Here is a 22,340-nt window from a genome sequence, read left to right as displayed (position 1 = left end):
AGTCCCGATCACCGGGGACTCACAGGAACCCGACAGGCGGCCCACAGGTTCAGCGGTTGGCGCGGTTCACCGCCGAGACGACCGCGCGCAGCGACGCCGTGACGATCGACGGGTCGATGCCGATGCCCCAGAACACCCGGTCCGAGATGGCGCACTCGATGTACGACGCGGCGCGCGCGTCGTCGCCCGGCGAGAGCGTGTGCTCGGAGTAGTCCAGGAGACGCAGGTCGAAGCCCACGGTCGACAGCGCGTCGAAGAACGCCGCGATCGGGCCGTTGCCGCGGCCGGTGACCTCGTGCTCGTCACCCTCGACCTTCACGGTCGCGGTGATGTCGTACTCGCCGTCGCCGTTGTCGCGAACGTGCTGGCGGACCAGCTCCAGCGGCGTCTTCAGCTCCAGGTACTCGGCCGAGAAGGCGTTGTACATCGTGGCCGGGTCGACCTCGCCGCCCTCGGTGTCGGTGTAGCGCTGGATGACCTTCGAGAACTCGATCTGCAGGCGGCGCGGCAGGTCGAGCTGGTGCTCGGCCTTCATGATGTAGGCGACGCCGCCCTTGCCGGACTGCGAGTTCACGCGGATGACGGCCTCGTACGTGCGGCCGACGTCCTTCGGGTCGATCGGCAGGTAGGGGACCTCCCAGGGGTACTCGTCGAGCGGGACGCCCTGCTTGTCGGCGGCGTCCTTCAGCGCGTCGAGGCCCTTGTTGATCGCGTCCTGGTGCGAGCCGGAGAAGGCGGTGAACACCAGGTCGCCGCCCCACGGCGAGCGCTCGGGCACCGGCAGCTGGTTGCAGTACTCGACGGTCCGCTTGATCTCGTCCATGTCGGAGAAGTCGATCTGCGGGTCGATGCCCTGGCTGTAGAGGTTCATGCCCAGCGCGACCAGGTCGACGTTGCCGGTGCGCTCGCCGTTGCCGAACAGGCAGCCTTCGATCCGGTCCGCGCCGGCCTGGAAGCCCAGCTCGGCGGCGGCGATGCCGGTGCCGCGGTCGTTGTGCGGGTGCAGCGACAGGATCACCGAGTCGCGGCGCTCCAGGTTCCGAGACATCCACTCGATCGAGTCGGCGTAGATGTTCGGCGTCGCCATCTCGACGGTCGCCGGCAGGTTCAGGATCACCGGCTTCTCCGGCGTCGGCTGCCAGATCTCGGTGACGGCGTTGCACACCTCGAGCGCGTAGGACAGCTCGGTGCCGGTGTAGGACTCGGGCGAGTACTGGAAGCGGAAGTCGGTGTCCGGCTGCTTCGCGGCCAGCTCGACGACCATTTCCGCGGCCTGCGTCGCGATCTTCTTGATGCCTTCGCGCTCCTCGCGGAAGACCACGCGGCGCTGCAGGATCGACGTCGAGTTGTAGATGTGGACGATCGCCCGCGGCGCGCCTTCGAGCGACTGGAAGGTCCGCTCGATCAGTTCGGGGCGGCACTGGGTCAGCACCTGGATGCTGACGTCGTCCGGGATCGCGCCTTCGTCGATGATCTCGCGGACGAAGTCGAAGTCGGTCTGCGACGCGGCCGGGAAGCCGACCTCGATCTCCTTGTAGCCCATGCGTACGAGCAGGTCGAAGAACTTCCGCTTGCGCGCGGGCGACATGGGGTCGATCAGGGCCTGGTTGCCGTCCCGCAGGTCGACGGCGCACCACAGCGGCGCGCGGTCGATGCGCTTGGCGGGCCAGGTGCGGTCGGGCAGGTCGATGTTCTCGACGAGGTCGTACCAGGGGCGGTAGCGGTGCACCGGCATGGACGTGCCGCGCTGGGTGTTCCAAGCGGGCTGGTCAGTGGGCGCGGTACGAGAAGGCTTGCGGATCTTGCTCATGGGATCGGGGGTGTCTCCAGCTCGACGGGTGCGACCGGCACCACGAAGCCCCGCGACGGGGAGCCGGTCCGGTCAGGCCCCGTCGCGGCAGCGAAGCAGGAGAGTACGCGCCACGACCCCACCATAACCACGGGACGCCGGGTGAGGGAAGCCGGGCGGTTCCTTTTGGGGTTACCTGTGGGTAGCGACGGGACGGTCGCCGTGCGAAACTGCGACCATGGGTGAGCACGCAGAGTCCTCTTCGGCGCCGTCGTCGGAGGAGACGGAGGTCTCCCGCCGGACCCCGGTCGACTGGCGGCGGACCGGAGGCCGCATCGCCTCGGTGGTGGCGTCGATCGTCCGCTGGATCGGGCTGATCTTCGCCGCGCTGCTGGTGATCCACGTGATCTTCACGGTCGGCTCGGCCAACCCGGACAACGGGATCGTCTCGTTCGTGAAGTCGTGGGCGGACAGCCTGGCGCTGGGGTTCAGCGACCTGTTCACGCCGAGCGACGGGAAGCTGCGGGTGCTGGTGAACTACGGCATCGCGGCGATCTTCTGGCTCGTGGTGTCGGGGGTGCTGGCGAAGATCATCCGCCGGGTGGGCGGCGCTTCCTGAGGTGAAGCTCGAGCCTAGCTCTCGGCGAGCTCGTCGAATACCCGATCGCAGATGTACCTGCGCCCGTAGTTCCCACCGGTGATCTCGCGGAGGAAGCCGGCCTCCTCCAGTTTCTTGATGGCGTTGGCGGCGGTCGGATAGGACACACCCAGGCTCGCCTGCACCTTGGGGATGGTCGTCATCGGGTAGCCGATGATGTTCACCGCCAATTCGTGGACACTGCCTCGTGCGCCCGCGCCCTTCATCGTTTCGATGACCTCCTGGGAAAACGCCATCAGGTTTCGGATGGTCGCCGTGGCTGCCAGCGCACGTGCTTTCACCGCTTCGGCGAAGAATCGCACCCACGGGTCGAAGTTTCCCGTCCTGCTCACGGAGAGCAGGTGGTCGATGTAGTCCTCGCGGCGAGGCTCCAGCCACGGGGACAGGTTCAGGACGGGGTGCTTGAGCACGTGTTCTTCGATGAGTTGCAGGGTGATGAGCAGGCGGCCGATCCGGCCGTTCCCGTCGCTGAACGGGTGTAGCGTTTCGAACTGATAGTGACCCAGCGCCACTTTCACCAGCACCGGCATTTCCTGGTCGGCATTGATCCACTTTTCCCAGTCGCTCACGCCGTCGCGGAGCAGGTCGCCATTGGGCGGCGGGACGAACCTCGATCGTTCGATTCCCCTGCCGCGGTCTCCGATGCAGACGAGTTGCTCGCGGAGCCTGCCTGCGTCGAATGCGTCACCACGCGTTCCCGCCACGAGAATCCGCTGGAGTTTTGCCACCACCTGCAGGCAGATCGGCAGTTTCTCGATGAGGTCGAGGCCGGCGAAAGCCGCTTTAACGTAGTTCTGTACTTCACGTACCTCTGCCGTCGGCTGATGGCTTTCGACGTACTGGGCTTCGAGCACATCGGCATAGGGTGCGAAGGTTCCTTCGAGCGCCGAGGTGCTGACGGCTTCCCGGGTCAGCGAGGGGCGCACCAGCAGTCCGGGATTGGGCAGCTGGTCGGTCAGGGCGTCCAGCGAGCCGAGGGCACGGTCAGCCTCACTGATGAGCTTGTACGTCCGTGGCGAGAGGTCGACTACGCTGGGGAGCGGAGCCGGTACGAAGGCGAAGTGGTTGTACGGCTGCTTGGTTCGACCGTCGACTCCGCTGATCGGTGCCAGGTGGCCGACCGGGGACTGCTTGAAGGACTCTAGCTGCACTTTTAAAGCTTAGCGCATGAAGCTTTAGTTTCGCTGCTGAGATCTAAGGGGTTCTTGCAGTTGCAGGTTCAAAATGCAAGGTTTCGGCCAAATCCTTGAGATCTCGCCGTTCGCGGAGACGCGCGGGGCTCCGCGCCCGACCGGCATCCACAGTCACAGAGCCGGCGTACCCCACTGGCCGGTGAACGCGAACTCCTCCAGCGGCACCCGCTTCCGCTCCGCCTTCTCGCGCTCGATCCGCCAGTCCTCCTCCAGGACGTCCGCCGAAGCCACGGAGCCCACCGCGATGGCCACCTTCGGGACGGCGTTGTCCGGGAGACCGAAAGACGCGCTGACGTCGGGAGCGGAAAACCCGGCCATCTGGTGCGCCACCAACCCCAGCTCCACCGCTTGCAGCACCAGGTTCTCCGAAGCCAGCCCCAGCCCGTACTCGGCGTACGGCACCGATCCCTTCTCGTTCGTCGTCACCATCACGCCGACCAGCAGCAGGCTCGCCCGGTGCGCCCACGCCCGGTTGCCCGAATTCAACGTCGCCAAGATCGCGTCGAACGACGGCGTGCCGCGCGCGCCCACCAGGTAGCGCGCCGGCTGGGTGTTGCCGAACGACGGGGCCCAGCGGGCCGCCTCCAGCAGGGCCCGCACCTGGTCCGGACCGACTTCGGAAGACGCGTCGAGGGCCCGCGGGCTCCACCGCTCGGCCATCGCGGCAGCGATCGGGACGCTCGTCACAGCTGGCTTTCGCACGTTCGACACCGTACCTACCTAGTGCGCTGCATCACTCGGGAGGAAGGCTTCGCGCATTTCCTTGGTGTTGCGGAAGATTTACTTCCGCGCTGCCTCCATCCGGTGCCCGCCGCACGTCAAGAGGGTGGCGGGCCGCGAAACCCCCGGTAGGCTCCTCTTCAAATATGGGACGCGGGGGCTCCTCGGTGCCCACCAGGGAGCAGACCCGGCCCGTCTAGGAGGTTCGGGCGTGGCCCTCGTGGTCCAGAAGTACGGCGGATCGTCGCTGGAAAGTGCCGACCGGATCAAGCGCGTCGCCGAACGGATCGTCGCCACCAAGAAGGCAGGCAACGACGTCGTCGTGGTCTGCTCGGCGATGGGAGACACCACCGACGAGCTGCTCGACCTGGCGCAGCAGGTGAACCCCGCGCCGCCGGAGCGGGAGATGGACATGCTGCTCACCGCGGGTGAGCGCATCTCGAACTCGCTGGTCGCCATGGCCATCTCGGCCCAGGGCGCGGAGGCGTGGTCGTTCACCGGTTCGCAGGCCGGCGTCGTCACGACGTCCGTCCACGGCAACGCGCGCATCATCGACGTCACGCCGAGCCGCGTCACCGAGGCCCTCGAGCAGGGTTACGTCGCGCTGGTGGCGGGCTTCCAGGGCGTCGCGCAGGACACCAAGGACATCACCACGCTGGGCCGCGGGGGTTCGGACACCACCGCCGTCGCGCTGGCCGCCGCGCTGAACGCCGACGTCTGTGAGATCTACTCCGATGTGGACGGTGTGTACACCGCCGACCCGCGGGTGGTGCCGGACGCGAAGAAGCTCGACACGGTGACCTACGAGGAGATGCTCGAGCTCGCCGCGAGCGGGTCGAAGATCCTCCACCTGCGTTCGGTCGAGTACGCGCGCCGCTACGGCGTCCCGATCCGTGTCCGTTCTTCCTACAGTGACAAGCCGGGCACGACGGTGACCGGTTCTATCGAGGAGATCCCCGTGGAACAAGCCCTGATCACCGGTGTGGCGCACGACCGCTCCGAAGCGAAGATCACGGTCACCGGGGTGCCGGACCACGCCGGTGCCGCGGCCCGGATCTTCCGCGTGATCGCGGACGCCGAAATCGACATCGACATGGTGCTGCAGAACGTGTCCAGCACGGTGTCCGGCCGCACGGACATCACGTTCACGCTGTCGAAGGCCAACGGCGCCAAGGCGGTCAAGGAGCTGGAGAAGGTCAAGGCGGAGATCGCTTTCGAGTCGGTGCTCTACGACGACCACGTCGGCAAGGTCTCGCTGGTCGGCGCCGGGATGCGCTCGCACCCGGGTGTCACGGCGACGTTCTGCGAGGCGCTGGCCAACGCCGGCGTGAACATCGAAATCATCAACACCTCGGAAATCCGGATCTCCGTGCTGATCCGCGACGCGCAGCTGGACGACGCCGTGCGCGCGATCCACGACGCGTTCGAGCTCGGCGGCGACGAGGAAGCCGTGGTCTACGCGGGGAGTGGTCGCTGATGGCGGACGGGCTGCGGGTCGGGGTGGTCGGCGCGACCGGCCAGGTCGGCGCGGTGATGCGCAAGCTGCTGGCGGAGCGGGAGTTCCCGATCGCCGAGCTCCGGTACTTCGCTTCGGCGCGCTCGGCGGGTTCGACGCTGCCGTGGCGCGACACCGAAATCACGATCGAAGACGCGTCGACGGCGGATCCGTCCGGTTTGGACATCGCGCTGTTCTCGGCGGGCGGGTCGACGTCGAAGGCGCAGGCGCCGCGGTTCGCCGACGCGGGCGTGACGGTGATCGACAACTCCTCGGCGTTCCGGATGGACCCCGACGTGCCGCTGGTCGTCAGCGAGGTGAACCCGGAGGCCATCAAGGAGGCGCGCAAGGGGATCATCGCGAACCCCAACTGCACGACCATGGCGGCGATGCCGGTGCTGAAGCCGCTGCACGACGAAGCCGGGCTGGTCCGGCTGGTCGCGTCGACGTACCAGGCCGTGTCCGGCAGCGGGCTGGCCGGCGTCGACGAGCTGGCCGGTCAGGTCAAGGCGGGCGCGCAGCACGCGGCGCTGCTGACCCACGACGGCGCGGCGATCGACTTCCCCGCGCCGAACAAGTACGTCCGCCCGATCGCGTTCAACGTCCTGCCGATGGCCGGGTCCATTGTGGACGACGGTGAGCTCGAGACGGACGAAGAGAAGAAGTTCCGCAACGAGAGCCGCAAGATCCTGAGCATCCCGGGCCTCGGTGTGTCCTGCACGTGCGTGCGGGTGCCGGTCTTCTCGGGGCACTCGATCTCGGTCAACGCCGAATTCGAGCGGGCGCTGACGGTCGAGCGCGCGACGGAGCTGCTGAGGCACGCGCCGGGCGTCGAGCTGTCGGAGGTCCCGACCCCGCTGCAGGCGGCGGGCAACGACCCGAGCTACGTCGGCCGCATCCGCGCGGACCAGGGCGTCGAGGGCGGCCGCGGCCTGGCGCTGTTCATCGCGAACGACAACCTGCGCAAGGGCGCGGCGCTCAACGCCGTGCAGATCGCGGAGCTCATCGCCGGGCAGTCCTGACGACGCCGAAGGCCCCTCACCGAACGCGGTGAGGGGCCAACGCGTGAGTTCACGGCCGGGTCGCGCCGTAGCAGGCCAGGTAACGCGTCTTCTTGAACTCGTGCTCCCGGCCGTTGCCGCCGTAGGCCCAGATGAGCGCGTCCGCGTGCACGCCGAGCGCCTTGAACTGCTCGACGGCCTCGTCGCAGCGGCCGTTCACCACCAGCACCTTCGCCGCGTACGCGCGGTCACGAAGGTTCGCCGGGTGGTCCTGGTCTTCGCCGGCCAGCCACGGCAGGACGACGTCCAGCGCGCGCCCGGTCCGGTCGCTCTTCCAGGCCTCGACCTTCTTGTCCTCCGCTTCGTGCGCGGCGACGAGGCCGAGGCCCGCGAGCTTCGGCGCCTTCGCGACGGCTTCGTCGGCGAAGGCGAACATCTGCTCGTGCGAGCCGAACCACTTGGCGCACCAGTACTGCAGGGCCTGCTCGTGGCCCTGCCGGTGGAGCGGGTCACGCGCCACGAGCTCCGCCCAGACCGCGCGGAAGTCGTCGTTCTCGTACTGGCGCCCGCGGGCGACGGTGAGCATGGTCCACCACGGCGTCGGGTCTTCCGGCGCCGCTTCGGTCGCCGCGCGCGTCGCGGTTTCGGCTTCCTCGAGCACCCGGAAGAACCCGGCCCACTGGTCCTCGGAGACGTGCTCGGGCGTGAACGATGTGCGGATCTGCCAGGCCAGCGCGACCAGGCCCTGGGCGTGGACGGTGGCCGCGTCCGCGCTTCCGGACTCCCGCCACGCCTTCAGCGGGCCTTCGTCGTCCGCCGCGACGTCGCCGAGCTGCTGCACGGCGTGGGCCCGGCGGTCCCAGTCGGTGCCGAGGTCCGCGAGCAGGGCGGCACCCGGTTGCCAGTCGCCGTCGCGGTACGCCGTGACGGCTTCGGCGAGGCGGGCGTCGGCGATGAACTTCGCCGCCGTCACGGCACTGTCGGGCGGCAGGCCCCACAGCGCGACGTCCGGCATCTCGACCTTCGGCGCTTCCGGCTTCTTGTCCTGCGGGACGTACTGCGCCAGTTCCGCGGGCGAGAGCGTCTTCGCGTAGTCCTCGACGCTCATCCCGCGGACCCGCGCGGCCTTCACCAGCGCCACCGCGGCCTTGCGGCGCTTGAAGTCGAACAACGGCATGGGTCTCCTCCGTAACGGACCGGCAGGGCGCCGGCGGTGGTCAGCAGGCGGCGCAGCGGGGCCGTGTCGGGGCCGGCCGCCGCGGCGGCGTCGAGCGCGGCGGGCAGCGCGCTGCCGTGCGGCTCGTCGACGACCAGGTCGGCCGGGCCGGACCAGGACAGCTTCCAGTGCGCCACCCCGGCCTCCGCCAGCGCGGCGGCGACCATGGTGGACAGGTTCTCGCGCACGGAGGCGACGACGAACTCGCGCTGGGCCCGCGGCCCGGCGGTGGCCGGGGGCCGCACGTCCGGGTCGGCGAACTCGCTCGCGTGCCCCTCGTCGATGAGCGTGAGCGCCTCGTCGAGCGTGCGCCCGGCCAGGAACGCCGCGGCGACCTTGGTCGCGGCGTGCCGGAAGCCGAGGTCCACCAGGCTGTCCCAGTCCGTGCGCCGCTTGGCCGCCGCTTCGGTGGCCAAGTCGGCGAACAGGGCCGCGTCCAGTGTCGCGTCGGCGTCCCGCAGGACGTCGCTCGCCGGGCGGTCGCCGCCCGGCCGGCCCGGGACCTCCGGCTGGGCTTCCAGCGCCGCGATCCGGTCCGGCGTCGCCGGGTGCGTGTCGTAGCGGGAGGTCTCCTCTTCCGGCAGCTCCCGCCGGAGCCGGTCGAGCTGCTCGGCGCGCCCGGTGTCGGCGAGCAGCGAGCGGAACCCGGCCGCGGGCCGATCCGGCAGGTAGCCCGCGTGCCAGCCGACCAGCAGGTAGTGGTCGAGGTAGTACTTCCAGGCGACGTCGAGCGCTTCGACCTCGCGCAGCGCGCTCGCCGCGGCCGCGGTGCCGGCGAGCCGCGCCGCGGCGGCGTCGGCGGCGAGCTCCTGACGGCGGCAGACCGAGGCGGAGACCACGAAGTAGAGCTTCGCGTAGAGCACGAACAGCTTCCGGACCAGCCCTTCGAACCAGCCGTCGCCGGCCAGCCCGGTCAGCGCGCGCTCGATGGCTCGCCGGCCGCGGTAGGTCAGCCCGGCGAGCCGGGTGTCGCGGTTGGTGTAGTGCGCCAGCTCGTGCCCGAGCAGGGCGCGCAGCTGGTCGTGGCGCAAACCCGCGAGCAGCTGCGCCCCGATGAACATCTCGCGGCGGCGCACCCGCAGCCCGAGCCACCCGGTCCGCTCGCGCACGCCGGCGTTGACGTCGTTGAGCAGCGAGATCGCGTCCGGCGGCCGGGTGCCGACGGTGTCGGCGAGCTCTCTCACGAGCGCCCACAGCCCGGGCTGGTCCGCCGGGGTCACCAGCACGCCCGGCAGGTCTTCCCCGCGGGTCCGCTCGATCGCGAACAGGGCCTTGAGCAGCGCGAACGACACCGGGACCGCGACGATGCCGAGCTTGATCGCCAGCAGCCCGGACTGCCGGAAGGCGTAGTACTCGGCGACGGCGAGACCGCCGACGACCAGCAGCACGAGGACCGGGAACCCGGCCAGCAGCACGACGGCGACGAGCGCGCGCCACGACGTCTTCACCATTCCTCCCCCACACCGTCCCTTCGGGACAGTCGGCTCATTCTGCCGGATGGATCGCTTCCGCCGGATTTCTTTTTGCTCACGAAGAAATCGCCTTGGCGTTTTGCCGGATTCGGTGGATCCTGTGCACCGCAAGCACTTCAAGGGGAGGAAACCATGTACACCGCTGTCGAAGGCGCCCGCGTCCCGATCCGGATGTGGGCGGACCCCGCGTCGGTCGAAGACCAGGCCATGCGGCAGCTGCACAACGTCGCGAACCTGCCGTGGGTGCACGGTCTCGCCGTGATGCCCGACGTGCACTACGGGAAGGGCGCGACCGTCGGCAGCGTCATCGCCATGCGCGACGCCGTTTCGCCCGCCGCGGTCGGCGTGGACATCGGGTGCGGCATGAGCGCCGTCCGGACGTCGCTCACCGCGAGCGACCTGCCGGACGACCTCGGGAAGCTGCGTCGCCGCATCGAGTCGGCCGTTCCGGTCGGGTTCGGGCTGCACAAGACGCCCGTGAACCCCGCGAAGGTGCACGGCGTCGGCGGCTGGGACACGTTCTGGAAGGGCTTCGGCGAGCTGCACACCGGCGTCCAGGAGCTGCACGACCGGGCCGCGCGGCAGATCGGGAGCCTCGGTGGCGGGAACCACTTCATCGAGGTCTGCCTCGAAGAGGGCACCGGCCAGGTCTGGCTGATGCTGCACTCGGGTTCGCGCAACATCGGCAAGGAGCTGGCGGAACGGCACATGGCCGTCGCGCGCAAGCTGCCGCACAACGCCGACCTGCCCGACCGGGACCTCGCGGTGTTCGTCGCCGGCACGCCGGAGATGGCGGCCTACCGGCGTGACCTGTTCTGGGCGCAGGACTACGCGGCGCGCAACCGCGCCACGATGGTCGCGCTCGTGAAGCTGGCGCTGGCGGAGGTCGTGCCCGGCACGACGTTCGACGACGCGATCTCCTGCCACCACAACTACGTCTCCGAGGAGACGTACGACGGGATCGAGCTGCTGGTCACCCGCAAGGGCGCGATCCGCGCCGGATCGGGTGACCTCGGGATCATCCCGGGCAGCATGGGGACCGGTTCGTACATCGTCCGGGGCCTCGGGAACGAGTCGTCGTTCCGGTCGGCGTCGCACGGTGCCGGCCGCCGGATGTCGCGCACCAAGGCCAAGAAGCTCTTCACGGCCGACGACCTCGCGGCGCAGACGGCCGGCGTCGAATGCCGCAAGGACTCGGGTGTCGTCGACGAGATCCCGGCGGCGTACAAGGACATCGATTCGGTGATCCGTGCCCAGACGGACCTGGTCGAGGTGGTGGCGCACCTCAAGCAGGTGGTCTGCGTGAAGGGCTGAGCGGTACCTTGGCGCCATGACGAGGGGTGGAACGACGGCCGCGCTGCTGGCCGCGGCCGCACTGCTGCTGAGCGGGTGCGCCGAGGTCGGCAACGCGGTCGACCAGGGCTCGAAGACGGCGGACAAGGTGGGCGCGTGCACCGAGGCGCTCGGGCTGGCGGACCTGAACCCGCTGGTCGACCCGGACAAGCTCAAGGCTCGCGCCGCGGACAAGGAGAAGCGGCTGCGGGAGCTCGCGGGGAACGTCGAGGACCAGGACGTCAAGAACGCGCTGCTGGGGATGGCCGGCTCGTACGTCGAGGTGCAGAAGGAACGCATCGAGGACGCCGGCGTCGTCGCCCAGTGGGTGCAGCGCAACGTCAAGAAGCTCGACGCCCTCCGCGTGGCCTGCGGCGGCTGACAGACCGCGGCGGACCCGCTAGCTCTCGGCCAGCGCGGGGGCCGGCTCCGCCGCGGGTTCCGGCGCGCGGCGGTACAGCAGGCCCGCCGCCGCGATGACCAGGCCGCCGAGCCCCGCCGCGGCGAAGCCCCACGCCGGGCTCGAGTGGTCGATCGCGAAGCCGACCACCGGGCTGCCCAGCGCCAGGCCGAGGCGCGTCGACGCGTCCTGCAGCCCCATCGCCTCGCCGCGGACCTGCGGCGGGGCGATCCGGCTGACCGTCTCGGTGGTCGCCGCGAGCGTCGGCGCGCAGACCAGGTTCGTCGGGATCAGCACCAGCATCAGCAGCCACCACGGCTGGTCCGCGAGCCCGACCGGCACCACCAGCAGCGCGAGCAGCAGCATCAGCAGGCCCTGCGGCAGCGACTTCTTCACCGCGCCGTGCACGATGCCGCCGGCGATCGACGCCACGCACATCACCGCGATCACCACCCCGGTCATGCCGATGTCGCCGTTCGAGCGCAGGGCGGCGAGCGTCGCCAGTTCGGTGCCGACCAGCACGAACAACGCGCCGGCGGCGATCAGCAGCGTCGCCACGAGCCGGCCGGTGAGCCAGCTCCGCAGCGGCGGCCGGATCGTCGACGCGCCGGGCTCGGCCGATTCACGGATCGGCGGGTCGACCAGCCAGATCAGGAGCGCCGTGCCGCCGAACAGCACGCCGAGCGCGCTGAGCGTGAAGGACGGCGAGAGCGTCGTGATCGCCGCGATGCCGATCGCGGGGCCGATCATGAACGTCGCCTCGATGGAGATCGTGTCGAGCGAGTACGCCGCCCGGCGCTCCTCGACTGGGACGAGCGCGGCCAGGATCTGCCGCGCCAGCGAGCCCGCCGGCACCGAGAGCATCCCGGCCGGGATCGCGACGACCGCGAGCGCCTCGTAGGGCAGGTGCGGTGCGGCGAACCAGAACGCCGTCGTGCCGATCCCGCAGACGGCGACGATCGGACGCAGGCCGTAGCGGTCGAAGCAGCGCCCCAGCAGCGGCGCGCCGAGGCCCATCCCGAGGGTGATGCCGGCGCCGACCAGCCCGGCGGCGCCGTAGCCGCGGCCGAGGCCGGTGACGATGTACAGCGTCATCAGCACGCCGTTCATGGTCATCGGCAGCCGCGCCAGGAACATCAGCGCCATCGTCGAGGGGACGCGGGGGACGGACAGGACCCGGCGGTAAGGCTGCAGCGGCACGTTCTCGATGAGAACCCAAGGTGGTACGCGCGTGCAAGTTATTTCCCGGACAGCGGGCCCTGGTGTCCGGAGATTTTGAGGGTTACTCTCATTTGGTAGTCACTATCAATTGGGGGTCGCTATGACTCAACTTCATCCCCGCAGGTGGTGGGCGCTCGGAGCGCTCGCGGTGAGCCTGCTGACCGTCGGTCTCGACCTGACCGTGCTGAACGTCGCCGTGCCGACGCTCGCCGTCGACCTCGGCGCCACGACCACGCAGCTGCAATGGTTCGGCAACGCCTACATGCTGGCCCTGGCCGCGCTGCTGCTGCCGGCGGGCCTGCTGGGCGACCGGTTCGGCCCGAAGAAGCTGCTGCTCGGCGCGCTCGCGCTGTTCGGGCTGGCCTCGCTGGGGTGCGCCTACGCCGGCTCGCCGGGCGAGCTGATCGCCGCCCGCGTCGTGCTCGGCGTCGGCGCCGCGTTCCTTATCCCGCTCTCGCTCTCGCTGCTCAACATACTGTTCCCGCCGGAGGAGCGGGCGAAGGCGCTGACGACGTGGGTGATGGCGACGTTCGTCGGCATCCCGCTCGGCCCGCTGCTCGGTGGCTGGCTGCTCGACCACTTCGCGTGGGGCTCGGTGTTCCTGATCAACGTCCCGCTGACCGTGGTCGGCCTGGTCGCGGTGCTGTTCCTGGTACCGCTCACGCCCGGGTCCGGCCGGGGCGCGATCGACTTCACGGGCATCGCGCTCTCGGCCGCCGGGCTGGTCGCGCTGACGTACGGCTTCGTCTACGCCGGCGAGCACGGCTGGGCCGACCCGGCGACGTACGGCCTGATCGCGCTCGGTGTCGCGTTGCTCGCGGTGTTCTGCCTGCTGCAGACGCGGACGGCCGCGCCGCTGACCGACCTCGCGTTGTTCCGTGAGCCGCGGTTCGTCTGGGGCGCGGTGCTCGCCACGATGGCGTCGTTCGCGCTGATGGGCCTGCTGTTCGTGCTGCCGCAGCTGTTCCAGGCGGTGCAGGGAGCCGACGCGCTGCAAACCGGCGTGCGGCTGCTGCCGCTGATCGGCGGGATGCTGGTCTCGGCGAAGATCGCCGAGAAGCTGGTCGCCGCGGCCGGCGTCCGCGTGGTGGTCACGGCCGGGTTCGTGCTGCTCGCGGCCGGGCTGGCCTGGGGCTCGACGACGTCGCCGTCGGACGGCTACGGCCTCACCGTGGCCTGGGCGAGCGTGATCGGGCTGGGCACCGGGTGCACGCTGCCGCCGCTGATGACGATGGCGATGGGCGCGCTCACCGAGGGCCGCTCGGGTGCCGGCTCGGCGCTGATCCAGGTGTTGCGCCAGGTCGGCGGCACGATCGGCGTCGCGGTGCTGGGCACGGTGCTCAACGGCGTCTACCGCGCCGGCGTCGCCGTGGACGGCCTGCCCGTGCCGGTCGCCGACGCGGTGCGCGGCAGTGCGTCGGCCGCGGTCGCCGTCGCGGCGAAGCTCCACCTGCCGGCGCTGGGCGATTCGGCGCGGGCCGCGTTCACCGACGGCATGGCGGCGACGCTGTGGGTGTGCGCCGGGCTCGGGCTGGCCGGCGCGCTGCTCGCGCTGCTGTTCCTGCCCGGGCGGACGGCCCCGGGGGCGCAGCCGCGAGAATCGGAGCATGACGTCGTCGCCATCTGAGCCCTCGGGGCTGCGGGAACGGAAGAAGGCCAGGACGCGTGCCGCGATCCAGCGGCACGCGTTGCGGCTGTTCCGGGAGCAGGGCTACAGCGCCACGACGGTGGACCAGATCGCGGCGGCGGCCGAGATCTCGCCCAGCACGTTCTTCCGGTACTTCCCGACGAAGGAAGCGACGGTCCTCTACGACGCGTTCGACCCGCTGCTGATCGCGGCGACGTTCGCCCAGCCGGCCGAGCTCAGCCCGCTCGCCGCGCTGAGGGCGACGGTCGACATCATCCGCGAGCAGGTCTCGGGCGAGGAGTGGAAGGACGAACGCCAGCGGCAGATGCTGGTGTTCCGCGAGCCCGAGCTGCGCAGCGCGATCATGGACCGGTTCGCGGAGGGGATCGAGCTGCTGGCGGACATGGCGGCCCAGCGGACCGGCCGGTCGGCGGGCGACTTCGAGGTCCGCAACTGGGCGGGCGCGGTGGTCGGGGTGGTCATGGCGGCGTTCCTGGGTGCGGCGGCGGATCCCGAGGCGGACACGCTGGTGGTGCTCGACCGGGCGGTGGCGCACCTGGAGGCGGGCCTGCCGCTTTGACGGTTCTTTCGGAATTGGTTGCGCATTTCGGTACCGGCCACGCGAGAACCTTGGGGGTGGCGGTGCGAGTGTGGGGGACGCCCCGTCTGGAGCAGTCCCGCCACGCGGTTCGACGGAGTGATGAAGGTAAACGATCACCGTTTACACCCGTGTGAGTGGCTTAGGCGTTCCATAGTGGACGCTTGCTACCAGCGGTGACGGGGAAACTCGATCAGATGATCTTCGGGGGGACGGGCAAGCTTTCGACGTTAATCAATTGCGGTCGAGTTCGCTGCCTGCGCATCCGGCACGTAAGGGTTAGAAAACGTCTCCAACCGGTGATCGGGTGGCTTATCTCCGATACGGGGAGTATCGATTTACCCCGTCAGGTCTCGAGGCCAGGAGGTAAGCAATGAAAGGCAAGTTCGGGCGGTCCATCGCCCTGGTAGCCGCCGGCAGTCTGCTCGCGGTCGGAATGGCGGGGATCGCTTCGGCGAGCCCGGCCGGGGGCAAGGGGTCCTCCAGCACCCAGGCCCTCGCCGGGCAAGTGCTCCAGCTGCGCGACGACCTGACCAAGGTGGCCTACGCGGCCAACGTCGGCGCCACGCGGTCGGACCTGGGCCGGCTGAGCCCGGTGCTGGCGGACATCGCCGCCGGGAAGCGCTACACGGTCCAGACCGACACCGAGCAGCTCGCCGGGCTCGCCAAGGGGCGCGCCGACGAGTCCAGCCGGCTGCTGGCCGACCCGACGGCGAAGGCGCGCCAGCTGCCGCCGTTGCCGTTGCCGATCCCGTCGCTGCCGGACCTGCCGGGTCCGCTGAAGATCGTCAGTGACCTGGTGAAAGCGTTGCTCGCCGCCGTCACCGGCATCTTGGGCGGGCTGCTGGGCGGCCTTCCGGTGCCGCCGCTGCCGGTACCGGTGCCGCCGCTGCCGTAACCCGGCTATCGGAAACAGGGGGCCCGGAGCCCGGCCGCGGACATTCCTCCGCGCCGGGCTCCGGGTTCGTCCTCCGGGTGCAGGACTTCTCGTGCCAGGGCTCCGGCAAAGTCACGGCCGCGCGCGGAGACGTTGGGCGGGGGTTGGCGACGTCATGAACGACTCTTTCCTGTCGTCCAACGTCATGAACGACCCTTTCATGACGTCCCGCCCGGCAAACGCGACTTCGCCGGGACGCCGGCCGCCACCGGCAAGCTCAGTCCCGTTTGGACAGTCCCTGCCGCAGCGCGCCCGCCATCTCGGCCAGCGCCTCGCGGAACCGGGTCCCGACGCCGGTGAAGTTGATGAACCCGTGGATCAGATCGTCGTGCCGGCGCAACGCCACCTCGACACCCGCCTCGCGCAGCTTCTCCGCGTACGCCTCACCTTCGTCGCGCAGCGGGTCGAAGCCCGCCGTGACGACCAGCGCCGGGGGCAGGCCGCTCAGGTCGTCCGCGCGCAGCGGGGACAGGCGCGGGTCGGTCAGGTCCGCGCCTTCCGGCACGTAGTGGCCCTCGAACCACTTCATGTGCACGTCGGTCAGGAACAGGTCCTCGGCGAACAGGTCCTGCGAGCGGTAGCGCCGCGCGAAGTCCGTCGCCGGGTAGATCAGCAGCTGGAACGCCGGCGCCGGGCCCCCTCGCCGGACCGCCTGCTGGGCCGTCACCGCGGCGAGGTTGCCGCCCGCACTGTCGCCGCCGACGGCGATCCGCGCCGGGTCGGCGCCGAGGTCGCTCGCCTTCGCCACCGCGTATTCGAACGCCGCGAGCGCGTCCTCCGCGGCCGCCGGGAACGGGAACTCCGGCGCCAGCCGGTACTCGATCGACAGCACCCGCACCCCGGCGTGCTTGGCCAGGAAGCGGGCGGCGTTGTCGTGGCTCGCGCGCGTGCCGATCACCCAGCCGCCGCCGTGGAAGAACACCAGCAGCGGCGACTTCTCGGGCAGCCCGACCGGCGTGTAGAGCGTCGCGGGGAGGTCGCCATCGGGCGTCGGCACGGCGATCTCCCGCACCGAAACCGGCTCGATCGGCTTGCCGCTGACCAGGTGCCGCCCGGTGTCGAGCAACGCGCGCGACTGCTCCACCGAGCCCTGCACCAGTTCGGCGCCCGCGAGCTTCTGGAGCCGGAGCAGCAGCTGGGCGTCGAGCGCGAGGTCCTGGCCGTCGAGGCGCACCGGGCGGCCCGCGACCGCCCGCCGCAGCGGCGTGGGCAGCCAGAACGCGAGCTGGGACGCCGCGGCCTGCACGCGGACCGGGAGCGGGATCGCCATCTTTGCCTCCTGAGCGTCGGTGCGCCGGGGATGTTACTCGTCAGTAGGTAACAGGTCCAGCTGTGACGCGGCCCTCGGTCCCAAAGTCTGGATATCCACTTAAGTGGAGGGGTTAGCCTGGAAAGCGTGACTTCAGCCAGGACGATCAACGTGCTCGGGATCGGCGGCTCCCTGCGGGAGGGCTCCCAGTCCGAACGCGCCCTGCAGATCGCGCTCGCCGGCGCGGCCGAAGTCGGGGTCCGGACCCGGATGCTCACCGGTCCGGACCTGGTGCTGCCGTTCTACGACGCCGGCGAGCCGGCCCGCGACGAACGCGCCACCACGCTCATCGAGGCCGTGCGGCAGGCGGACGGGCTCATCGTCGTGTCGCCGGGCTACCACGGCGCGCTGTCCGGCCTGGTCAAGAACGCCCTGGACTACGTCGAAGACCTGCGCGACGACCAGCGTCCCTACCTCGACGGCCGGGCGGTCGGCCTGGCCGCCGTCGCCTACGGTTGGCAGGCCGCGGTCACGACGCTCGAGCAGCTGCGCACGATCACGCACGCGCTGCGCGGCTGGGCCACCCCGCTGGGTGGTGCGATCAACTCGGCCGAGACCAAGTTCGACGAGGGCGGCGGCGCGTCGGACGAGAAGAGCGTCCGCACCCTTCGCCTGATCGGACGCCAGGTCGCCGAATTCGCGGTGACGCGCACCGCATGAGGATTTCGGGGGTTCCGGGTGGCGGAGCCCCCGGCCGGGGTGGAGCCCCGATTGAACACAGACGTTTCGCCCGGGGGGCGCCGGGTAATCGACCGACGTGATGCCTGCCATGTGGGGGCACTGTTCCGCGGGTGCGGGATGTTGTGCTCAGTGAGACGCTCGGTGTGGAGTGTCCGCGACAGAAGGCAGGCTGAGCATGGGTCAGGCGATCTACACCGCGGTGGCGACGGCACGCGGCGACGGCCGCAACGGCGAAGTGACCTCGTCCGACGGCGTCATCGACGAGTCGCTGGCCATCCCCAAGGAGATGGGCGGCCCCGGCGGGGACAAGACCAATCCCGAGCAGCTGTTCGCCGCCGGCTATTCGGCCTGCTTCCACAGCGCCCTGCAGCTGGTCGCCCGCCAGGCCAAGGTGGCGCTGGGCGATTCCACGGTGACCGCCGAGGTCAGCGTGCTCAAGCAGGACGTCGGCTTCGGCCTCGGCGTCGCGCTGAACGTCTCCCTGCCGGGCCTCGAGCAGGCCCAGGCCGACCAGCTGGTCGAGCAGGCCCACCAGGTGTGCCCCTACTCCAACGCGACCCGCGGCAACATCGAGGTCGCGCTCTCCGCCACCGTCTGACCTCCCGCTTCGAATGCACACGAGTCGAACGAGTCCGAGGAAAGGAACACCAGAGATGAGCAAGTCTCCGATCAAGAGCCCGCTTTCCGAGGCCGACAAGGAGATCACCGGCAACGCCCTCCAGGCGACGCTGGTCGACCTGGTCGACCTGTCCCTCATCGCCAAGCAGGCGCACTGGAACGTCGTCGGCTCGAACTTCCGCAGCGCGCACCTGCAGCTCGACGAGCTCGTCGCCACCGCGCGGCAGTACGTCGACGAGGTCGCCGAGCGCGCCAACGCCATCGGCATCTCCCCGAACGGCAAGGCGAAGACCGTCGTCGAGAGCTCGGGCGTGCCCGAGTACCCCGACAACTGGCAGTCGGTGGAATCCACGGTCGCCGCGATCGTCGACATCCTCTCCGCGCTCATCGAGCGGCTGCGCGCCCGCATCGACGAGACCGACAAGAGCGACCTCGTGACGCAGGACCTGCTGATCGAGATCACCCGCGCGCTCGAAGAGGCGCACTGGATGTGGCAGGCCCAGCAGGCTTGATTTTTCGCGCGAAAGGGGTCGTTCCGGACGGGACGGCCCCTTTCGCGTTGCCGGGCTCAGTACGTTCGGTGGCATGGTCTTGCATCAGGGAAAAGCCGACCGCCCGGACCGTGCCGGCGGCACCAACCCGCTCTACGCCGGGGTGAACCCGGCGCTGGCGGCGGGGTTCGTCATGCCGCACGACCAGCTGCGCGCCGACCCGCTGCCGCCGGACACGGCCCTGCAGCTCGTGCGCGACGAGCTGATGCTCGACGGCAACGCGCGGCTCAACCTCGCCACGTTCGTCACGACGTGGATGGAGCCGCAGGCGCGGGAGCTGATGGCCGAGTGCGTCGACAAGAACATGATCGACAAGGACGAGTACCCGCAGACGGCCGAGCTGGAGCGGCGCTGCGTGAACATCCTCGCCGACCTGTGGCACGCGCCCGACCCCGCCGACATCATGGGCTGTTCGACGACCGGTTCGTCCGAAGCCTGCATGCTCGCCGGGCTGGCGTTGAAGCGGCGCTGGTCCCAGCTCGGCCGCACGGGGAAGCCGAACCTGGTGATGGGCGTCAACGTCCAGGTCTGCTGGGAGAAGTTCTGCGAGTACTGGGAGGTCGAGCCGCGGCTGGTGCCGATGGACGGCGACCGGTACCACCTCACCGCCGACGAGGCGGTGGCGCGCTGCGACGAGAACACGATCGGCGTGGTGGCGATCCTGGGCTCGACGTTCGACGGCAGCTACGAGCCGGTCGCGGAGATCGCCGCGGCGCTGGACGAGCTGGCCGGGCGCACCGGCTGGGACATCCCGGTGCACGTCGACGGCGCGTCGGGGGCGATGATCGCGCCGTTCCTCGACCCGGATCTGGAGTGGGACTTCCGGCTGCCGCGCGTCGCGTCGATCAACACGTCGGGCCACAAGTACGGGCTCGTGTACCCGGGCGTCGGCTGGGTGATCTGGCGCGATCAGGCCGCGCTGCCGTCCGAGCTGGTGTTCAGCGTCAACTACCTGGGCGGCGACATGCCGACGTTCGCGTTGAACTTCTCCCGGCCGGGTGCCGAGGTCGCGGCGCAGTACTACACGTTCGTGCGACTCGGCCGGGAAGGATTCCGCGCGGTGCAACAGTCTTCGCGTGACGTCGCGACGCACCTGTCGTCCGGGATCGAGGCGCTGGGGCAGTTCGAGCTGCTGACCCGCGGCGACCAGCTGCCGGTGTTCGCGTTCACGACGCGCGAGGACGCCGGGTTCGACGTCTTCGACGTGTCACGACGGCTGCGCGAGCGGGGCTGGCTGGTGCCGGCGTACACGTTCCCGGAGCACCGGACGGATCTGGCGGTGCTGCGGATCGTGGTCCGCAACGGCTTCACGCACGACCTCGCCGACCTGCTGCTGGCCGATCTGAAGCGCGTGCTGCCCGAGCTGGAGAAGGAGGGCGGCCGCCCGAAGGACCCCGCGAAGGCGACCGCCTTCCACCACTGATCATCGGAAAATCTTTGTCAGAATTGCACGAAAGCGTGGTCGAAACACGTTCGCGTGCATTAAAGTATACGTTGCGTCAACTGTGTTGTGTGCCACTGAGCGAAACATCGAGTCGTGTATCTGCGATTACCAGTACTGTGCTCGAATTCCTGAGGCCGGTGCAAGATCGCGGAGCCGGCTTCGTCGTCTCTTGTGGGTCGGAGTTGAACTGTGTCGCTCGAAACGAGTACGGCCACCGTCATAGCTGTGGACGGCCCCGCTGCGGCTGGTAAGACGACCACCAGTCTTCGTTTGGCGGAACGCTTCGGGTTCAGCTATCTGGAAAGCGGCCGCGCCTACCGTGTGTTGGCCTATGAAGCCCTCCGTAGCGACATCGAACCCGACGATCCCTCGGCCATGATCGAGCTCTGCGCCCGGATGGTCCGCAACAACCTCTCCGTGTTGCTCGGGCTGGACCGGTACGACACCGGCGAGCTGCGTTCGGCCGAGGTGGGGCGGGCGGTCAGCCTGGTGGCGAGGATTTCCGAACTGCGGCTGCGGGTGACGAACTGCCTGCGGGCCTGGGCGAAGGGAAACTCGCGCAGCATCGTGGAGGGGCGCGACATCGGCACGGTCGTGTTTCCGGCCGCGCCGTTGAAGTTCTACCTGACGGCCAAGCCCGAGACGCGCGCGGCTCGCCGGGTGGCCCAGGAGAATTCCGGTTCGTACAAACAGGTTCTCGACGACGTCCTGCGCCGGGATCACGCCGACATGACGCGGTCGGTCTCCCCGCTCAAACCCGCGCCGGATGCGATAATCATCGACACCACCGATCTGACGGTTGATCAGGTTATCGACCGGATGTCGGCCCACTGTCGTGAGGCGGGCCTGGTCGAGGCCTGAACCCGCCTTCGCCACGAACGTGGCTCTACCGCGGCGCGCTGATCCGGGGCTATGTTGGCCGTAATTGGGACAGGGGCCAGGTGATCCGAAGGAGGTCGGCAGCAGCGGACGTTCCATCGGATTGTAACAGTTCCGTGACATTGAGTGAAGCCGAGGTGTTCAATGAACCACGCTGCCGCCGTCGATCTTCCGTCCGTGGGATTGCACAGTTGCCTGTTCTGCCGTTTCGATGATTCGACCATGAACACCGTGCTCAGCGAGACGCCGAACTTCTACGCACGTCTCGACAATTTCCCGGCCACCGAAGGGCACGTCGAGATCGTTCCCAAGAGACACATCCTCTCCTTCTTCGAGATCGATCCGGACGAGATCCGGGAGATGTACGCCTTGATGACGGACGTCAAGGCGAAGCTGGAAGAAAAGTACCGGCCGAACGGGTACACGATCGGCGTCAACGAAGGCCGGGCCGCGGGACGGACGGTCGACCACCTGCACGTTCACCTGATTCCGCGCTACGACGGGGACGTCAGCGACCCGCGCGGGGGCATCAGGCGGATTTTCCCGGACTGCGATCCGGACGCGTGGAGCTCTCCGACGGGTTCCTGATCCCCTCGGCGACGAACCAGCTGCCGCGTCCGCTCGGCACCGTCACGATCCGCACGAAGCCGGCGTCCTGCATCAGGTCGGCGAAGTCGTGCCTGCGCACGTCGGTGAACCACCGCTCGTCGGCCAGCTTGGTGCCGACGCGCCAGCCCTCTTCGCTGCCCTCCTTCATGCTGATCGCGGCCGCCGCGCCGGGGCGCAGCACCCGGTGCAGGTCCTGCACCGCCGCCGGCAGCAGGCAGCGCGGGAGGTGGATCATGCTCGCGCAGACCCAGGCTCCGGCGAACACGGCGTCGCGGAACGGCAACGCGGTCATGTCGAGCTGAACGTGGTCGACCGCGGGCACCCGCCGGGCGCTGAGCCGGAGCATCGGGTGGCTGAGGTCGCCCGGGACGACGAAGAACCCTCGCGCGGCGAGCCACTCGGTGTCCCGGCCGACCCCGCAGCCGAGATCGAGCACGACACCGCCGGCCGGCGTTCTCTCGCCGAAGCGGGTCAGTTCCTCGTCGAGTCCAGGGAAGAGCTCGAAGTCTCCGGTCGTGTCCACGTAGGCGGTGGCTCCTTGGTCGTAGACAGCACGCATCTCGGCGACTACCGGGTGCATGGACCGGGCG

Annotated in this window: 22 protein-coding genes; 14 read left to right on the top strand and 8 right to left on the bottom strand. The window is 69.6% G+C overall.

Features of this window, described 5'->3' with window-relative positions; genetic code table 11:
* Positions 1-49: 49 nt before the first annotated feature.
* Positions 50-1,810: a 2-isopropylmalate synthase gene (gene leuA / locus AB0N03_RS30930; RefSeq protein ID WP_364378714.1), complete on the bottom strand. Its 1,761-nt coding sequence runs from the start codon at positions 1,808-1,810 to the stop codon at positions 50-52.
* A 217-nt stretch (positions 1,811-2,027) separates the two neighbouring features.
* Between leuA and AB0N03_RS30925 the strand changes: the two genes are divergently transcribed.
* Entirely contained in the window at positions 2,028-2,408 is a 381-nt protein-coding gene (locus AB0N03_RS30925; RefSeq protein WP_364378711.1) for a hypothetical protein, read from the top strand.
* Between the two features lie 14 nt (positions 2,409-2,422).
* On the opposite strand, the gene AB0N03_RS30920 is transcribed toward AB0N03_RS30925, so the two are convergent.
* The gene (locus AB0N03_RS30920) at positions 2,423-3,598 is read right to left on the bottom strand and encodes a Fic/DOC family N-terminal domain-containing protein (protein ID WP_364378708.1); all 1,176 of its coding nucleotides are present in this window, start codon (positions 3,596-3,598) and stop codon (positions 2,423-2,425) included.
* Between the two features lie 153 nt (positions 3,599-3,751).
* Positions 3,752-4,342, bottom strand: a complete 591-nt coding sequence (locus tag AB0N03_RS30915) for a nitroreductase family protein (protein WP_364378705.1) — start codon at positions 4,340-4,342, stop codon at positions 3,752-3,754.
* A 229-nt stretch (positions 4,343-4,571) separates the two neighbouring features.
* Here AB0N03_RS30915 and AB0N03_RS30910 point away from each other — a divergent pair, with 229 nt between their 5' ends.
* Together AB0N03_RS30910 and AB0N03_RS30905 are read left to right on the top strand one after the other, a co-directional pair.
* A complete protein-coding gene (locus AB0N03_RS30910; protein WP_364378702.1) occupies positions 4,572-5,837 on the top strand; it encodes an aspartate kinase in 1,266 nt (421 codons plus the stop codon).
* On the top strand, positions 5,837-6,877 hold the full coding sequence (locus AB0N03_RS30905; RefSeq protein ID WP_364378699.1) for an aspartate-semialdehyde dehydrogenase: 1,041 nt from the start codon (positions 5,837-5,839) through the stop codon (positions 6,875-6,877). Before AB0N03_RS30910 ends, AB0N03_RS30905 begins: the two co-directional genes overlap by 1 nt.
* 49 nt (positions 6,878-6,926) lie before the next feature.
* Here AB0N03_RS30905 and AB0N03_RS30900 read toward each other — a convergent pair whose 3' ends face one another.
* Complete coding sequence (locus tag AB0N03_RS30900) at positions 6,927-8,033, bottom strand: DUF4034 domain-containing protein (protein ID WP_364378696.1); 1,107 nt, start codon at positions 8,031-8,033, stop codon at positions 6,927-6,929.
* Positions 7,985-9,520, bottom strand: a complete 1,536-nt coding sequence (locus AB0N03_RS30895) for a M48 family metallopeptidase (protein WP_364378693.1) — start codon at positions 9,518-9,520, stop codon at positions 7,985-7,987. Before AB0N03_RS30895 ends, AB0N03_RS30900 begins: the two co-directional genes overlap by 49 nt.
* A gap of 156 nt (positions 9,521-9,676) precedes the next feature.
* On the opposite strand from AB0N03_RS30895, the gene AB0N03_RS30890 reads away from it, so the two are divergent.
* Together AB0N03_RS30890 and AB0N03_RS30885 are read left to right on the top strand one after the other, a co-directional pair.
* Positions 9,677-10,858 (top strand): RtcB family protein, encoded by a 1,182-nt coding sequence (locus AB0N03_RS30890; RefSeq protein WP_364378690.1) that lies wholly within the window; start codon positions 9,677-9,679, stop codon positions 10,856-10,858.
* Positions 10,859-10,874: 16 nt separating this feature from the next.
* Positions 10,875-11,258, top strand: a complete 384-nt coding sequence (locus AB0N03_RS30885; protein ID WP_364378687.1) for a hypothetical protein — start codon at positions 10,875-10,877, stop codon at positions 11,256-11,258.
* An 18-nt stretch (positions 11,259-11,276) separates the two neighbouring features.
* Here AB0N03_RS30885 and AB0N03_RS30880 read toward each other — a convergent pair whose 3' ends face one another.
* On the bottom strand, positions 11,277-12,413 hold the full coding sequence (locus AB0N03_RS30880; RefSeq protein ID WP_364378981.1) for an MFS transporter: 1,137 nt from the start codon (positions 12,411-12,413) through the stop codon (positions 11,277-11,279).
* Positions 12,414-12,645: 232 nt separating this feature from the next.
* Here AB0N03_RS30880 and AB0N03_RS30875 point away from each other — a divergent pair, with 232 nt between their 5' ends.
* The 3 genes from AB0N03_RS30875 (at position 12,646) to AB0N03_RS30865 (ending at position 15,620) form a co-directional block, all read left to right on the top strand.
* On the top strand, positions 12,646-14,124 hold the full coding sequence (locus AB0N03_RS30875) for a DHA2 family efflux MFS transporter permease subunit (RefSeq protein WP_364378684.1): 1,479 nt from the start codon (positions 12,646-12,648) through the stop codon (positions 14,122-14,124).
* Positions 14,105-14,704, top strand: coding sequence for a TetR family transcriptional regulator (locus AB0N03_RS30870; protein ID WP_364378681.1), 600 nt, complete (start codon positions 14,105-14,107; stop codon positions 14,702-14,704). The genes AB0N03_RS30875 and AB0N03_RS30870 overlap by 20 nt, the downstream gene beginning before the upstream one ends.
* Positions 14,705-15,095: 391 nt before the next feature.
* The gene (locus AB0N03_RS30865) at positions 15,096-15,620 is read left to right on the top strand and encodes a hypothetical protein (protein ID WP_364378678.1); all 525 of its coding nucleotides are present in this window, start codon (positions 15,096-15,098) and stop codon (positions 15,618-15,620) included.
* A 256-nt stretch (positions 15,621-15,876) separates the two neighbouring features.
* On the opposite strand, the gene AB0N03_RS30860 is transcribed toward AB0N03_RS30865, so the two are convergent.
* Positions 15,877-16,929, bottom strand: coding sequence for an alpha/beta hydrolase (locus tag AB0N03_RS30860; RefSeq protein ID WP_364378675.1), 1,053 nt, complete (start codon positions 16,927-16,929; stop codon positions 15,877-15,879).
* A gap of 126 nt (positions 16,930-17,055) precedes the next feature.
* On the opposite strand from AB0N03_RS30860, the gene AB0N03_RS30855 reads away from it, so the two are divergent.
* The 6 genes from AB0N03_RS30855 to AB0N03_RS30830 all read left to right on the top strand — a co-directional run bounded on the left by AB0N03_RS30855 (position 17,056) and on the right by AB0N03_RS30830 (position 21,729).
* The gene (locus AB0N03_RS30855) at positions 17,056-17,628 is read left to right on the top strand and encodes an NADPH-dependent FMN reductase (protein WP_364378672.1); all 573 of its coding nucleotides are present in this window, start codon (positions 17,056-17,058) and stop codon (positions 17,626-17,628) included.
* Positions 17,629-17,824: 196 nt separating this feature from the next.
* The gene (locus tag AB0N03_RS30850) at positions 17,825-18,247 is read left to right on the top strand and encodes an organic hydroperoxide resistance protein (RefSeq protein ID WP_364378669.1); all 423 of its coding nucleotides are present in this window, start codon (positions 17,825-17,827) and stop codon (positions 18,245-18,247) included.
* A gap of 55 nt (positions 18,248-18,302) precedes the next feature.
* Positions 18,303-18,779, top strand: a complete 477-nt coding sequence (locus tag AB0N03_RS30845) for a DNA starvation/stationary phase protection protein (protein WP_155547858.1) — start codon at positions 18,303-18,305, stop codon at positions 18,777-18,779.
* A gap of 73 nt (positions 18,780-18,852) precedes the next feature.
* The gene (locus tag AB0N03_RS30840; RefSeq protein WP_364378666.1) at positions 18,853-20,241 is read left to right on the top strand and encodes a glutamate decarboxylase; all 1,389 of its coding nucleotides are present in this window, start codon (positions 18,853-18,855) and stop codon (positions 20,239-20,241) included.
* A gap of 246 nt (positions 20,242-20,487) precedes the next feature.
* Positions 20,488-21,123, top strand: coding sequence for a (d)CMP kinase (gene cmk / locus AB0N03_RS30835; protein ID WP_364378663.1), 636 nt, complete (start codon positions 20,488-20,490; stop codon positions 21,121-21,123).
* A 162-nt stretch (positions 21,124-21,285) separates the two neighbouring features.
* The gene (locus tag AB0N03_RS30830) at positions 21,286-21,729 is read left to right on the top strand and encodes an HIT family protein (protein WP_364378660.1); all 444 of its coding nucleotides are present in this window, start codon (positions 21,286-21,288) and stop codon (positions 21,727-21,729) included.
* Here AB0N03_RS30830 and AB0N03_RS30825 read toward each other — a convergent pair.
* Positions 21,671-22,273 carry a class I SAM-dependent methyltransferase gene (locus AB0N03_RS30825; RefSeq protein WP_364378658.1) on the bottom strand — a complete coding sequence of 201 codons (603 nt, stop codon included), beginning with the start codon at positions 22,271-22,273 and terminating at the stop codon, positions 21,671-21,673. The genes AB0N03_RS30830 and AB0N03_RS30825 overlap by 59 nt on opposite strands.
* Between the last annotated feature and the right edge of the window lie 67 nt (positions 22,274-22,340).

The sequence above is a fragment of the Amycolatopsis sp. NPDC051061 genome (assembly GCF_040682935.1).
In the GTDB taxonomy this organism is placed as follows: domain Bacteria; phylum Actinomycetota; class Actinomycetes; order Mycobacteriales; family Pseudonocardiaceae; genus Amycolatopsis.
Note: the sequence above shows the minus strand (reverse complement) of the source record. Positions and strands in the feature narration are given on the sequence as shown.